This is a genomic window from Caballeronia sp. LZ029 (assembly GCF_031451275.1).
GTDB lineage: Bacteria > Pseudomonadota > Gammaproteobacteria > Burkholderiales > Burkholderiaceae > Caballeronia > Caballeronia jiangsuensis.
This window is the reverse complement of sequence record NZ_JARUXO010000004.1, coordinates 1,654,297-1,666,489: the sequence shown is the minus strand read 5'-3', so window position 1 is coordinate 1,666,489 and position 12,193 is coordinate 1,654,297. Positions and strand designations below refer to the sequence as shown.

Genomic DNA, 12,193 nt, shown 5'->3' with positions numbered 1-12,193 from the left:
CTGCGCGTCGGCAGCGATTCAGGCAAACCCCACCGTCCGATTCCGCCCTTCGCGTTTCGCCGTATAAAGCGCCGCGTCGGCCTCGTTGATGAGCGCCTCGTACGACGACGTCGCCCCAGTCCGCGCACGCGCTGCCCCGACGCTCGCCGTGACCGGCACCCGCGCGCCCTGCACGTCGATGGGCGTCTCGCCGATCTCGCGGCGCACTTTCTCCGCGACGATCATCGCGTCCTCGAAATTCGTGCATGGCAGCAGCAGCGCGAATTCCTCGCCGCCGAAGCGCCCGAACACGTCCTGCACGCGCACGCTCTTCGCAACACGCTCGGCCATCACGCGCAAGACCGTATCGCCGACGAGGTGACCCAGATCGTCGTTGATGCGCTTGAAGTGGTCGAGATCGAAGAGCAGCATCGACAGTTCGCCGCCGTAGCGCTGCCAGCGCGAAAATTCGTCGCGCAGGCGCAGTTCGAAGTAGCGCCGGTTCGCGATGCCGGTCAGGCCGTCGCGATCCGCGAATTCCTGCAGCTTCGCCACCGCTTCGTCGCGGGCGCGCTGCATCATGCTCGCGTGGGTCGCGTCGGAAATCGTCACGCAGACGGCGCGCACCTCGCGCTCCAACATCAGCGGCATGAAGGTGCAGTCCTGCTGCATGAAATCGACGCCGCCGGTGATCGGCCGGTCGTGATCGAACTTGAAGAGATACGGCCGCTGCTCCCACGAGCTGAACGCGAAACTGCCGAGCTGAAACACGCTCTCGACCTTGCGCGTGAACCACACGCGCGGCAGCTCCGGAAAGCTCGCGAAGATCGACTTGCCGATCACCTGCTCGGCCGTCCTGCCGCTGTGGTCCTGCATGAACCGGTTCCACATCAGCACGTTCAGGTCGCGATCGAGCACGAATATGCCGAAGCCCACGCGCTCGATCACGAGTTCGGAAAGCGCGTGGCGCAGTTCGTCCATGCTCACGATGGCATCCCGTTCAGAGGCTCGACAGAAGCGCGTCGAGCGCTTCGTTCAGATGCGCGATGGCGTCTTCGGCCATCAGCATCACGAGATGCGCGCGGAAGCTGTGATCTTCGAGCGCGAAATTTACTTCGAGCAGGAGCGCGGTCTTCCACGCGAGCATCGCGGGCTGAAAGACCTCGTCGAGCCCGATTTCCGTGCCGAGCATACCCGGCGGCGAGAAGATCGGCGAACGGCCGAGGCGGTCCAGGATGCACGACACGCACGCGCCCATCAGCACGGTGGCGACATCGAAGACGAGCTCGGTGCGCGTCGTCGCCTCGTAGGTCGACTTGGTGTACGGATCGCTGACGAGCGCGCACAACTGATCGACGCTGCCGCTCTTGCACAGCACGATCGCCTCGCCCTTGATGTCCGAGCGAAAGCCCTGGCGCACGGCCGTGACGGTATCGGTGATGCCGGTCATCTCGGCGAGCGCCGCCGACGCCTCGGCCACGCTCACCACGCGCACGCGCGGCACCGACAGTTCGATGAACGTGCCGAGCAGCTTCGATAGCCGCGTCGCGGCCTGGCCCATCGCCATGTTGGCGACTTCCTGCAGCGCATCGCGCTGATCTTCGTTCAGGGCGGAATCAACCATGGAGTCCGTACTCCTTCAAAACGGGACGCAGCGCTTCGGGCGTCACCGGCTTCGGCAGAAACGCGATCGCGCCAAGCGCGCGCACCCGCTCCTGGGCCATCGGCTGCACGTCCGCGGAAACCACGATCACGAACGTGTTCAGGTCCTCGTGCTGCAACGCGTCGAGCACCTGATAGCCCGTCATGTCGGGCATCGTGAGATCGAGGAACATCACCGAGGCGCGGCCCGCCCGATAGTGTTCGAGCGCTTCGCGCCCGTTGGTCGCATAGGAAATCTCGACGTCCCAGTCCGGGGGCAGCGCGCGCGTCATCACCTTGCGTGCGAGCAGGGAATCATCGGCAATGACAATCGGCAACGGCATGGTTGGCAGGATCTCTTAGGCTGTTTTCGGGCTGAGGATGGTCGTGTCGGCGGACACGGCAGGCACTCGTATGTGATTACGGCATCCGCGCGGCGATCTTTATGGCGATCTTCACGGCAGAACCGGCGTGAGCCCTTTCGCCCGGCGGGAATGCGGACGCTGTCGGAGATGCAGCTCGGCGGCGATAAGCCAGGCGCGGCGCTTGTGGACATAGGCGCGCCACCCCGCGGGCGAACGCTGGGTGATGAGCGTGCGCACAGCGCGCGACGCTTGCTGGCTCTCGATCGGCGTCATGTCGACTGCCCCGTGCATGATCCGGAAGAGGTTTCCGGACCGTGGCCTTCTTCTCCTCGTTCGGTCGCGCTGCCTGCCGGCGAATGGCCGGACAAGCGGTACTTCTCCCCGGCGCGCGCCGCGAGGCTGCTTGTGTCCTCCGGCCGGCGCTCTGAGCGGCGCATCAGGTCGGAGGATTGCATTGTCGGACGATCAGAATGTCAAAGCAACTCGCCAGAGCGTCAAGCGAGAATTAATCTGATGAAAATGGCGCGTAATCGGGTACATTTCACTCGATGTATTCTGATGTGATACGTTGTCATACTTTTGTGTACGTTTGCGCTACCGATAATCTCGCTAACTTCGCGGCGCGACCGAGGTTTTCCTCCAGATGTCGCGCGCCGCACATACATTGTCCGGCATGCTTCGTGCGTTCCAGTTGCGGTTGCACCGCTCAAACCCGGCAAATCCCGCGCGCACGCCCGCCAGAGCGGACGCCGAGTGCGGACGTCGAGTAAGTTTTCCAATTCGCTGCCAAAAATGACGCTGCAACGTGAGGAGTTCGACGCCGAGCCTGCCGCGGAATCATGGCAGGAAGAACCGCCGTTTCCGGTGGTTCCCGAACGCAACTTCGCCGCGCAGCGCCTCACGCTCTACGCCCTCCTCGTCGCCGCGATCGTCCTGCCGTGCGTGTACGTCGCGGTCACCGCCTTCACCGATTACCACGCGCGCGTCGCCGATGCGTCCGATCTCGTCGCGCGCAATGCTCGCGTCGCCGAGGAGCATGCGCTCAAGGTCTTCGATCTGAACGTGACGCTCAACGAGCGCATCGTCGATCTGCTCGACGATCTCGACGCCGCCGCCATCGGCCGCGAAAGCGCAACGATCCACCAGCGTCTCAAGACGATTAGCAACACCTATCAGCAGGTCGCGGCGGCCTCCGTGTTCGGCGCCGACGGCAAGCTGCTCGCGACGAGCCGCGCCTGGCCGACGCCCGACATCTCCGTCGCGGATCGCGACGACTTCGGCGGCTTGCGCGCCGGCCAGCGGCTCGAGCAGATTTCCCGCGTGATGATCGGCCGGGTCGCCGGCGAGCAGGTGTTCAACACGGCGGTCGCGCGACGCACGGTGTCGGGCAAGTTCGACGGCATCGTGTCCATCGCGTTGCGGCCCGCGTATTTCGGCGCGTTCTATCGCGAGCTCATCGGTGACAATCCGAGCGTCTCGCTCGGCCTGTCGCGCTCGGACGGCGAAGTGCTCGCCTGGTATCCGCCGCGCCCGCCCGAACGCATGGCGCTCGCGGCCAGTTCGCCGCTGCGCGAAGCGTACGCCGCGGGGCGCAGGAGCGGCGTCGTGAAGATGGTGTCCGGCCTCGACGATCAGTTGAAGATCGTCGCGTTCCGGCGCGTCGGCACCTATCCGGTCTACGTGTCGAGCGGCTACCCGATCGCGACGATCTGGTCCGCCTGGTGGAAGCATCTGAGCGTGCTCGCGCTCTCGATCTTCGCGCCGTGCGTGGTGCTCTGGGGCGTGATCACGCAGTCGTTGCGGCGGCTCGCGACCGAAGAGGAAGCGTGGGAGCGCTGGCAGGCGGAAGCGTCGATGCGGCGTTCGATCGAATCCGCGTATCGCCAGGCGCGCAAGATGGAAGCGCTCGGCAATCTCGTCGGCAGCGTGGCGCACGATTTCAACAATCTGCTGATGATCGTCTCGACCAACGTGCAGATCGCGCGGCGGCGCGGCGCGCCCGGCCTCGACCGCGAACTGACGGCGATGGAACGCGCGTTGAAGAGCGGCCAGTCGCTGACGCGTCAACTGCTCGGCGTCGCGCGCAAGCAGCCGTTGAGAAGCGAAGTCATCGCGATCGGCAAATGGGTGCCGGCGGGACGCGAGTTGCTGCGCGCGTCGCTCGGCGCGAAGGTCGCGCTCAACGTCGAGGTCGCGCCGGACGTATGGGCGATCCGCGTCGATCCGGCGGAGCTGGAGCTCGCGCTCATCAATGTCGCGGTGAATGCGCGCGACGCGATGCCCAACGGCGGCACCTTCACCGTGCGCGCCGGCAACGTGCGCTTTCGCCATGAGGACGGTTTTCCGATCACCGGCGAATTCGTGCAGATCATGCTGGAGGACAACGGCTTCGGCATGAATTCCGACGTGCTCGGGCGCGCGTTCGAGCCGCTCTTCACGACCAAGCCGAAAGGCATGGGCACGGGCCTCGGCCTGCCGCAGGTTTTTGCGTTCTGCGAGCGCGCGGGCGGGCTCGCGACCATCGACAGCGCGATCGGCGCGGGCACGGCCGTGCGCCTGTATCTGCCGCGTGCGGCGGCGGGCGCGCCGGGCGCATCCGCGAGTCACGAAGAGGCCGCGGCGAAGGAGGCGGACGGCTTGCGCGTGCTGCTCGTCGAAGACAACGAGGAGGTCGCCGCCGGCACCGAGGCGCTGCTCACGATGATGGGTCACCAAGTCACCTACGTCTTCAACGCCGATACCGCCGTCACCGTGCTCGAAGCCGCGCGCACCGACACCGCGACCGGCTTTCCGTTCGACGTCGTGCTGTCCGATATCCATATGCCGGGGCAGATGAACGGCATCGATCTCGCGGAGATGCTGCAGCGCTTCGAGCCGCGCATTCCGGTGATTCTCGTCACGGGCTACGCGGAAGAGCTCGACCGCGCGCGGCAGGTCGGCGCGCGCGTGCTGTCGAAGCCATTCGATATCGCGCTGCTCGATTCGCTCCTGCGCGCGATCAGCGAGCGCGCGAACGGCGCGGACGCAACGACGCGCGATGCGCGAGCCGCGCGTTAATCCGATCGGTTTTTTGCACGCGCGTTTGTAAAAGCGCCGTCATCCTTTCCAACGCTCCCCTGCGCGCGACAGTCCGCGGGTATCCGGCACGCGAGTTGCGAGAAGGTCTCCATGTACGGCGACGCCGTCGCCGATTTCCGGAATTCGCCCACCGCAGGAGGCGTACATGCGACACACCGTCATCGGAGTTTTCGATACTTATGCGCAAGCCGAGGACGCCCGTTCGGCGTTGATCGCCGCAGGTTTCCCGCGCGCGGATATCGAACTGCAAGCCAATCCGAAGCGCGACGACGCAGCCGCGCCGTCCGAGATGCCCGACGCCGTCACGCATCAGGAGCCGGGCATGCTCGCGAATATCGAGCGCTTCTTCAGCATGCTCTTCGGCGGGCGCGACCAGCCGCCGGAAGTCGCGCACTATTCGGAGGCCGTGCGGCGCGGCGCGATTCTCGTCGCCGTCGATACGCCGAGCGCCGAGCAGGCGGACGTCGCGCGCGCAACCTTGAGCGATCAGGGCGCAATCGATATCGACGAACGCGCGGCGAGCTGGTCGACGCTGGAACACGGCACGCCGGAAGTGTCAGCCGCTGCCGCCGACGAGCGCGATCATTCGGTGCTCGACGAACTGGGTCTCGGACGCGGCAGCGCCGTTCCGGGACGCGAGCCGGTGAACGATCCGGACATGACGCCCTTGCGCGCGCGCGCTTATCCGCACGCCGATCTCGGCGATCCGGCCGCGGTCGCTCCGCGCGATTACGTCAGCGATCCCGCTGACGATCCGTTGATGCCGCGCGGCGGCATGCAGTCGCAATCGCAATCGCAGACTCAATCGATGATGAGCGAAGCCGAGCGCGCGGCCCGCGACCCGCTCGCCGGACGCGATCCGGTGACGGGCCGCGATCCGTATGCGACGACCGGCATCGATCCGCTCGCCGATCCACTCGCCGGCGTGCCCGCCGACCCGCTCGCGGCGCGCGACGGACTCACGGGCGAATCGCTCTCGGAACGCGATGCACTTGCCGGTCGCGATCCGCTTCGCACGACGGGCGCCGTTCCCGCCGAACGCGACCCGCTGCCGGGCGTACGCACGGACATGGCTTCCGAGTGGCGCTCGGTCGAACCCCTCGGGCCGCTCGACGAACCGGCCGCGCCGTATCAGGCAGGGGCGGCGCGCGCGGCGGGATCGTCGCCTGATCCGGTGCTGGCTTCCGCAGGCACGCAAGGCGCGGGGCCGGTCGGTCCCGCTCCCACGAGCACCGGCCCGGCGACGGTGCCCAACGAGTACATGGAGTACGAAGAGGACTTCCGCGCCGATTACGACTCCAAATATTCGGCGACGGGCGAGCCTTACGAGGACTATCAGGGTGCGTATCGCTATGGCGCGACGCTCGGCAACGACGATCGCTTCCGCAGCCGCGCGTGGGACGACCAGATGGAGTACGAGACGCGTCGCGACTGGGAAAGCAAGCACCCCGACGGCGGCGATACGTGGGACCGCTTCAAGGCGGCGATCCGCCACGGATGGGATCGCGTGACGGGACATCATCACGTCTGATCTCGCTTTTGTCGGCAGCAGCAAAATGAATACGGCCCGCTCAGCGGGCCGTATTCGCGTCAGGAAAGGCGAGCGCTCATGCCGCGCGGTCGCGCACCCACGCGGCGTACTTGTCCATGAACGTCTGCAGATATTTGCGCGTGTCCTCGCTCACGATATTGCCGCTCGCATCGATGCGCGATTCGTCGTGCTTGATGTACATCTCCGGCTGATTCATCAGCACGATATCCAGATACGCGCATACGCCGCGCAGATGCGACTGCGCGATCGCTGTGCCGATCGCCCCGACCGACGTCCCGATGATCGCGCCCGGCTTGCCGCCCCAGACGCTATGCCCCCACGGACGCGAGGCCCAGTCGAGCGCGTTTTTCAGCACGCCCGGAATCGAGCGGTTGTACTCGGGCGTGACGATCAGCAAGCCGTTCGCATCGGCGATCTTCTGCTTGAACGCGCGCGCGACTTCGGGGAAATCGCTGTCGTAATCCTGGCTGTAGAGCGGCAGCGTGCCGATGTCGAGAAACTCGAAAGAAAAATCGCTCGGCGCAAGCGACACGAGCGCGTGCGCGAGCTGCTTGTTGAACGAATCCCGCCGCAGGCTGCCAACGACCACCGCAATCTTTAAGGCCATGAAATCTTCCCCCTGAAAGGATGAAAAATGGATGACCCGGACGATGCTCGGTCCGGAAAACGCCGTCCTCGAAACGACGCGCGTGCACATGATAGGCGCATCGCAAGGTTATCGTCTCCGATGCCTTTTCGGCGCGTTACGGACTATTTTTGCGACGAATCGAGCAATCTACCTTTCACCGCGACGCCGCGCGGTTCCCGCTGAGCTATCCCCACGGTTATCCACAGTTTCTGTGGATAAGTCGGGAGTAACTTCCATTCCGTTTAGTTTTTGGTTCATAAACGAAACACGACGCCCGTCGGAGGAGCCAAAACCGCTCGTCAATGTCGCGAAAATCGCCGCAATCAGGCGACGGTTACTTGCGAATCGCGGGCCAGCATTCATCCAGTCTCGACAACAATGTGTTGGCTCAATCGGTATTTTTGTCCAATAGGAATCCTCCTAGACTGCTTTTCAGGCGTCGGGTCCGACGCACAAGCATCCAGGAGGCTTCAAATGAAAAACGCATTGATCGGCGGTCTGGTTCTGTCCGCGCTTCTCGCTACCGCGCCCGCTTTTGCTCAGTCGGCGTCGGCGGGCAAATCGCGTGCTGAAGTGAAGGCCGAACTCGCGAGCGCGCGCCGCGCGGGCGATCTCGACGCCGTCAATTCGATGAGCTACCCGCAGTTGCGCCCGTATCAGGAACGGCACGCGCAACTTCGCGCCGACGCCCGCGACGGCAGCACCACGCGGTAACCAGCCGCGACTTGCAGAACTCAGAGGAAGCAGTCTGAACTGGCCCTCCTCCACCGTCGAACAGAAGGTGGTTACGCCCGGTGCACTCGCGCCGGGCGTTTTTTTGCGTGCTCAGAGCATCAGGGTCAGGCAGAGCGTGACGGTGATGAGGGAGACCACGGTCGAGAAAAGAATCGCGCTCGATGTCACCCCGCCCTCGCGTCGATAAAACTCGGCGAGCATGAAGGGGCCGGTGCCGGTCGGCAGTGCGCTCAGAATCACGGCGCTCTTCGCCCATAGCGGCGGCAGGCTGAACACATGGAAGGCCAGCCACCAGGTCAGGAGCGGCTGGGCGACGAGCTTCATCGTCACAAGCGCGCTCGTCGTGCCGACGGCGCGTGCCTCGCCCTTCGCGCCGAGAAAGAGACCGAGCGCGACGAGCGCACAAGGACTCGCCGCGCCGCCCAGCAACTTGAGCAACGCCTCGGCGCCTTCCGGCACGTGCGCGCCCGAGCCGCTCAGCAACGCGCCCGCGACCGGCGCGATCAGCAACGGATTCTTCACCAGCGACTTCGCCACATGCCCGAGCGTTGCACCGATGTGCTTCTCGGTTTGCAATCCCAGCTCGATCAACACGATCGCGACGGCGAACATCACGCAGACGGTGACGATGGTCGCGATCACGGCCGGCGCGAGACTCTCCTTGCCGAACGCGAGCAGGCAAAGCGGCAAGCCGACGAATCCGGTATTCGGATACGCCGCGTTCAATCCGTCGATACTCGCATCGGCGAGATGACGCGACTGCATCAGCCGCACGACAAGCGTCAGCAGAAAGATCACCGCCGCGCCGATGCCGAACGCCGCGATGAACGCGGGCTGATCGAGCATGCGCCACGGCGTCTTCGCCATGATGTCGAAGAGCAGCGCCGGCAGCGCCAGAAAGACGACGAAGCGATTCAGCTCGGACGCCGCGGTAGGTCCGAGCCTGTTCAGCTTGCGGCAGGCGTAGCCCGCGAAGATGAGACCGAACACAGGCAGGATGATCGTGACGAGCGGAGTAAGCAGCGAAGGCAGTGATGCGAATGCTTGAGGCAAGGAAACCGGCGAGGGCATGCTGCTTTGAGCGTTGGATGGGAAGAGCGAGAGAATACCCCGCGACAATAAGGTGAGACGTTTCGGGAGCGTGGCGACGGTGAGCCGTTCGATGGACATGCAGCTCACTCTACATCGGGATCATCGGGATCGCGAAGCAACTTCCGAGCTCACTCGCTCTCTCAAGTGGACGATGCAAGCCATTGTTCTTTAACGTATTCGACTTTTCGCTGGTTCGCGGCGCATTGCATCGGTTGAACCGTCCGGCAGCGCATGAAAAATCGGCGCGGCGGGCGGTGAATCGCGTGTGTGCAGTTGAGGTGAGATGATTCGGGAGCCGGAGGAACATCGTATCGCCGGTCGGCGGACGCCGAATAAAACCCAATCAGGACAGCCACTTGCGCCTCGCGCCGGATTCAGCGCGTGTCATTGGACGGGCCTGAAGGTGAGGAAATCCGGGAGACGCGCGCGGCGGAACGAAGCTTGCTGATCGATCAGCCTTCGCACTTCTCACCCAACCGGGCAACATGAAAATCAGTAGACCTTGGGCATACGGCGCCGCGGCGCTGGCTTTGATCGGCGGCATCGTCACGCTGGCCGCGTGCGCATCGAACGGGGCGCGCAAGAGCGGCAACGACAACGTGCCCGAACCCTCGAAGGCCGTCGATCTCGACCGCTATCTCGGCCACTGGCATGAGTTCGCGCGCTACGAGAACCGCTTCGAACGCAACTGCGAAGCCGTCACGGCAAACTATGCGCGCCGCGATGACGGGCTCGTGTCCGTCGTCAACGCGTGCAGACAAGGCGGCGTGAACGGTTCATACCGCTCGGCGGAAGGACGCGCGAAGATCGTCCCCGGATCGAACGGGACGAAACTGAAGGTGTCGTTCTTCGGCCCGTTCTATGTCGGCGACTACTGGATTCTCGATCACGCCGACGATTACACATGGTCCATCGTCGGCGAGCCGACCGGGCGTTATCTGTGGATTCTGACGCGCGAGGCGAAGCCTTCCGCCGAGTTGCGCCGCACGCTGATCGAGCGCACGCGCGCGCTCGGTTACGACGTGACGATGCTGCGCGAGACGCAGCAAGGCTGACCGGTTAGCCCCCCTTGCAGGCGATGAGCAGCGCGTTCTGATTGTTCTCGGTCGATTGCCCGAGCACGTCATAGCCGCTCGGACAGAGCGCCTTCGCGTTGTCGGTGCAATTGCTCCAGCCGCTGTACGTAGGGCACTGGATCTGCTGAGTCGGGCGGCCATCGGCGGAAAAAAGCGGCGGCGCGCTGCTGCATCCGGCAAGCGCCCACGCGCTGCCCGCAAACATGACCGAAAGGCCGATTGCCCTGCCGATTTTCATCCCGCGTTTCATCCCGTACCCCTTTGATTCTTGGTCGTTATTTTCGATTTGGGGAGTATGCCACGCGAAGCTTTCGCGTCGATTTGACGTGTTCGCAAAAAACCGTCAGACGGCGATCCCCAGCGCCGCGATCTTCTTGTACAACGTCGCCCGCCCGATGCCGATTTTCTCCGCCGCATCCGCAACGCGCCCGCCGCTCGCGCGCAACGCATCGGAGAGAAAGCGCCGTTCGAAATCGGTCATGGCGTCCGCATAGGACAGGCTCGGCGGATCGCCGGCTTCCTGCTCCGACGGCTCCGCCTGCGCCGCGATCGCGACGCGCCCCGCATCGATGAACGCGCTCAACGCGCGGGCATCGATATGCTCGGTCTCCGAGAGCATCAGCGCCCGCTCCAGCGTGTTGCGCAACTCGCGGACATTGCCGGGCCAGGAATACGCCTCCAGCAGTTGCAGGCCATCCTTGTGCAGCACGAAATGGCCGCCGTGCCCCGGCCGCGTGTCGGCGGACAGGTCTTCGAGAATCGCGTAGGCGAGCGCCTCGATATCGCCCAGCCGGTCGCGCAACGGCGGCGCCTGAATCGTCAACACGTTCAGGCGATAAAACAGGTCCGCGCGAAAGCGTCCCGCGGCGACGAGCGCGGAGAGATCAGCGGACGTCGCCGCGATGATGCGCACATCCGCGCGCACGATGCGATTCGAGCCGAGCGGCTCGAACTCCTTGTCCTGCAACACGCGCAGAAGTTTCCCCTGCAAGGGCAGCGGCATGTCGCCGATTTCGTCGAGAAAGAGCGTGCCGCCGTCGGCCAGCTCGAACTTGCCGACGCGGCCCTTTCGCTCTGCGCCCGTGTACGCGCCCGCCGCCGCGCCGAAGAATTCGACTTCGAGCAGCGTGTCCGGAATGGCCGCGACGTTGACCGTCACGAGCGGCTTGCCGGCACGCGTCGATGCCCCGTGGATCGAATGCGCGAGCAGTTCCTTGCCGGTGCCGGTTTCGCCCAGCAGAAGCACCGGAGAATCGACGAGCGCCGCGCGTCGTGCCTGCCGCTTCACTTCGAGACTGACCGGACTCGTGCCGACGAAACTCGAAAACGTGTACTTCGCGCGCCGCGCCTGCGCGAGCGACTGGCGTGTCGCGATCAGTTCCTGCTGCACGCGCGAGTAGTGCGCGAAAAGCGGCGTGAGCGCCTTCATCTCGTCGAACAACGCGAAACCGATCGCGCCGATGATCACGCCCGCGTCGTCCTTGAGCGGCAGCCGCGTGACGACGAGCGGCTCGCGGTCCGTTTCCAGCACGTCGAGCAGGATCGGCTTGCCTGTCGCGACGACTTCGCGCATCAGGCTGTTCGGAATCACGGTTTCGCAGTCGAGGCCGATCGCGTCGAGCGGATCGTCGAATCCGAAACGCGCGGCGTAGCGCTTGTTGATCCACACGACGCGCGCGTCCGCATCGACGATGAAGGTGCCCTCGCTCAGATTCTCGAAGGTCTTGAAAAGCGACTCCATCGCGCGGCGCATCACGTCGCTGTAGTCCAGGGGCACGTTGATCCAGTCGTTGCGCATGGCGCCCAAAGTCTCCGTTTTCTCTATATTGAGACAAATATCTCAATCAGGAGACTCGCCGGCAATCCGCATCTGTACTAGTCTTGACAAGTCGCATGATCGCGCGTGGTGCCAAAGTCGTCTCTATTTTGAGACATCTGGGTGAAACGTTGCGATGGCATGCTCGTCCGATGCCCGCCGCGGCTTCGTTTCAACGCACTGGCACGAAACCTGCATTCTGCCCGCGCGGTGCGTTACCGACGCGCCCGC

Annotated in this window: 12 protein-coding genes; 4 read left to right on the top strand and 8 right to left on the bottom strand. The window is 64.5% G+C overall.

Going from position 1 to position 12,193, the window contains the following annotated elements:
• Positions 1-18: 18 nt before the first annotated feature.
• From QCE73_RS33575 to QCE73_RS33560, 4 genes are all read right to left on the bottom strand, one after another.
• Positions 19-960, bottom strand: a complete 942-nt coding sequence (locus QCE73_RS33575) for a GGDEF domain-containing protein (protein ID WP_035502600.1) — start codon at positions 958-960, stop codon at positions 19-21.
• Positions 961-979: 19 nt separating this feature from the next.
• A complete protein-coding gene (locus QCE73_RS33570) occupies positions 980-1,603 on the bottom strand; it encodes a chemotaxis protein CheC (protein WP_035502602.1) in 624 nt (207 codons plus the stop codon).
• Positions 1,596-1,964 (bottom strand): response regulator, encoded by a 369-nt coding sequence (locus QCE73_RS33565; protein ID WP_035502605.1) that lies wholly within the window; start codon positions 1,962-1,964, stop codon positions 1,596-1,598. Before QCE73_RS33565 ends, QCE73_RS33570 begins: the two co-directional genes overlap by 8 nt.
• 111 nt (positions 1,965-2,075) lie before the next feature.
• On the bottom strand, positions 2,076-2,258 hold the full coding sequence (locus tag QCE73_RS33560) for a hypothetical protein (protein WP_309885241.1): 183 nt from the start codon (positions 2,256-2,258) through the stop codon (positions 2,076-2,078).
• A 519-nt stretch (positions 2,259-2,777) separates the two neighbouring features.
• On the opposite strand from QCE73_RS33560, the gene QCE73_RS33555 reads away from it, so the two are divergent.
• On the top strand, positions 2,778-5,042 hold the full coding sequence (locus QCE73_RS33555) for a response regulator (protein WP_309885240.1): 2,265 nt from the start codon (positions 2,778-2,780) through the stop codon (positions 5,040-5,042).
• Between the two features lie 166 nt (positions 5,043-5,208).
• A complete protein-coding gene (locus QCE73_RS33550) occupies positions 5,209-6,594 on the top strand; it encodes a hypothetical protein (protein WP_309885239.1) in 1,386 nt (461 codons plus the stop codon).
• Positions 6,595-6,670: 76 nt separating this feature from the next.
• On the opposite strand, the gene QCE73_RS33545 is transcribed toward QCE73_RS33550, so the two are convergent.
• Positions 6,671-7,222, bottom strand: a complete 552-nt coding sequence (locus QCE73_RS33545) for an NADPH-dependent FMN reductase (RefSeq protein ID WP_035502617.1) — start codon at positions 7,220-7,222, stop codon at positions 6,671-6,673.
• A 495-nt stretch (positions 7,223-7,717) separates the two neighbouring features.
• Here QCE73_RS33545 and QCE73_RS33540 point away from each other — a divergent pair, with 495 nt between their 5' ends.
• Positions 7,718-7,957, top strand: coding sequence for a DUF4148 domain-containing protein (locus QCE73_RS33540; RefSeq protein WP_309885238.1), 240 nt, complete (start codon positions 7,718-7,720; stop codon positions 7,955-7,957).
• 111 nt (positions 7,958-8,068) lie between these two features.
• On the opposite strand, the gene QCE73_RS33535 is transcribed toward QCE73_RS33540, so the two are convergent.
• Positions 8,069-9,049, bottom strand: a complete 981-nt coding sequence (locus QCE73_RS33535) for an AEC family transporter (protein ID WP_309885310.1) — start codon at positions 9,047-9,049, stop codon at positions 8,069-8,071.
• A 506-nt stretch (positions 9,050-9,555) separates the two neighbouring features.
• Between QCE73_RS33535 and QCE73_RS33530 the strand changes: the two genes are divergently transcribed.
• Positions 9,556-10,125, top strand: a complete 570-nt coding sequence (locus QCE73_RS33530; protein ID WP_035502621.1) for a lipocalin family protein — start codon at positions 9,556-9,558, stop codon at positions 10,123-10,125.
• Positions 10,126-10,129: 4 nt separating this feature from the next.
• Here the strand turns inward: QCE73_RS33530 and QCE73_RS33525 are convergent, their stop codons facing one another.
• Both QCE73_RS33525 and QCE73_RS33520 read right to left on the bottom strand, forming a co-directional pair.
• On the bottom strand, positions 10,130-10,384 hold the full coding sequence (locus QCE73_RS33525) for a hypothetical protein (protein ID WP_404989834.1): 255 nt from the start codon (positions 10,382-10,384) through the stop codon (positions 10,130-10,132).
• Between the two features lie 105 nt (positions 10,385-10,489).
• The gene (locus QCE73_RS33520) at positions 10,490-11,944 is read right to left on the bottom strand and encodes a sigma-54-dependent Fis family transcriptional regulator (RefSeq protein WP_035502624.1); all 1,455 of its coding nucleotides are present in this window, start codon (positions 11,942-11,944) and stop codon (positions 10,490-10,492) included.
• Between the last annotated feature and the right edge of the window lie 249 nt (positions 11,945-12,193).

Coding starts and splice junctions, on each gene's coding strand:
- QCE73_RS33575 (WP_035502600.1), bottom strand. CDS start 960: ATGGACGAACTGCGCCACGCGCTTTCCGAACTCGTGATCGAGCGCGTG.
- QCE73_RS33570 (WP_035502602.1), bottom strand. CDS start 1,603: ATGGTTGATTCCGCCCTGAACGAAGATCAGCGCGATGCGCTGCAGGAA.
- QCE73_RS33565 (WP_035502605.1), bottom strand. CDS start 1,964: ATGCCGTTGCCGATTGTCATTGCCGATGATTCCCTGCTCGCACGCAAG.
- QCE73_RS33560 (WP_309885241.1), bottom strand. CDS start 2,258: ATGACGCCGATCGAGAGCCAGCAAGCGTCGCGCGCTGTGCGCACGCTC.
- QCE73_RS33555 (WP_309885240.1), top strand. CDS start 2,778: ATGACGCTGCAACGTGAGGAGTTCGACGCCGAGCCTGCCGCGGAATCA.
- QCE73_RS33550 (WP_309885239.1), top strand. CDS start 5,209: ATGCGACACACCGTCATCGGAGTTTTCGATACTTATGCGCAAGCCGAG.
- QCE73_RS33545 (WP_035502617.1), bottom strand. CDS start 7,222: ATGGCCTTAAAGATTGCGGTGGTCGTTGGCAGCCTGCGGCGGGATTCG.
- QCE73_RS33540 (WP_309885238.1), top strand. CDS start 7,718: ATGAAAAACGCATTGATCGGCGGTCTGGTTCTGTCCGCGCTTCTCGCT.
- QCE73_RS33535 (WP_309885310.1), bottom strand. CDS start 9,049: ATGCCCTCGCCGGTTTCCTTGCCTCAAGCATTCGCATCACTGCCTTCG.
- QCE73_RS33530 (WP_035502621.1), top strand. CDS start 9,556: ATGAAAATCAGTAGACCTTGGGCATACGGCGCCGCGGCGCTGGCTTTG.
- QCE73_RS33525 (WP_404989834.1), bottom strand. CDS start 10,384: ATGAAAATCGGCAGGGCAATCGGCCTTTCGGTCATGTTTGCGGGCAGC.
- QCE73_RS33520 (WP_035502624.1), bottom strand. CDS start 11,944: ATGCGCAACGACTGGATCAACGTGCCCCTGGACTACAGCGACGTGATG.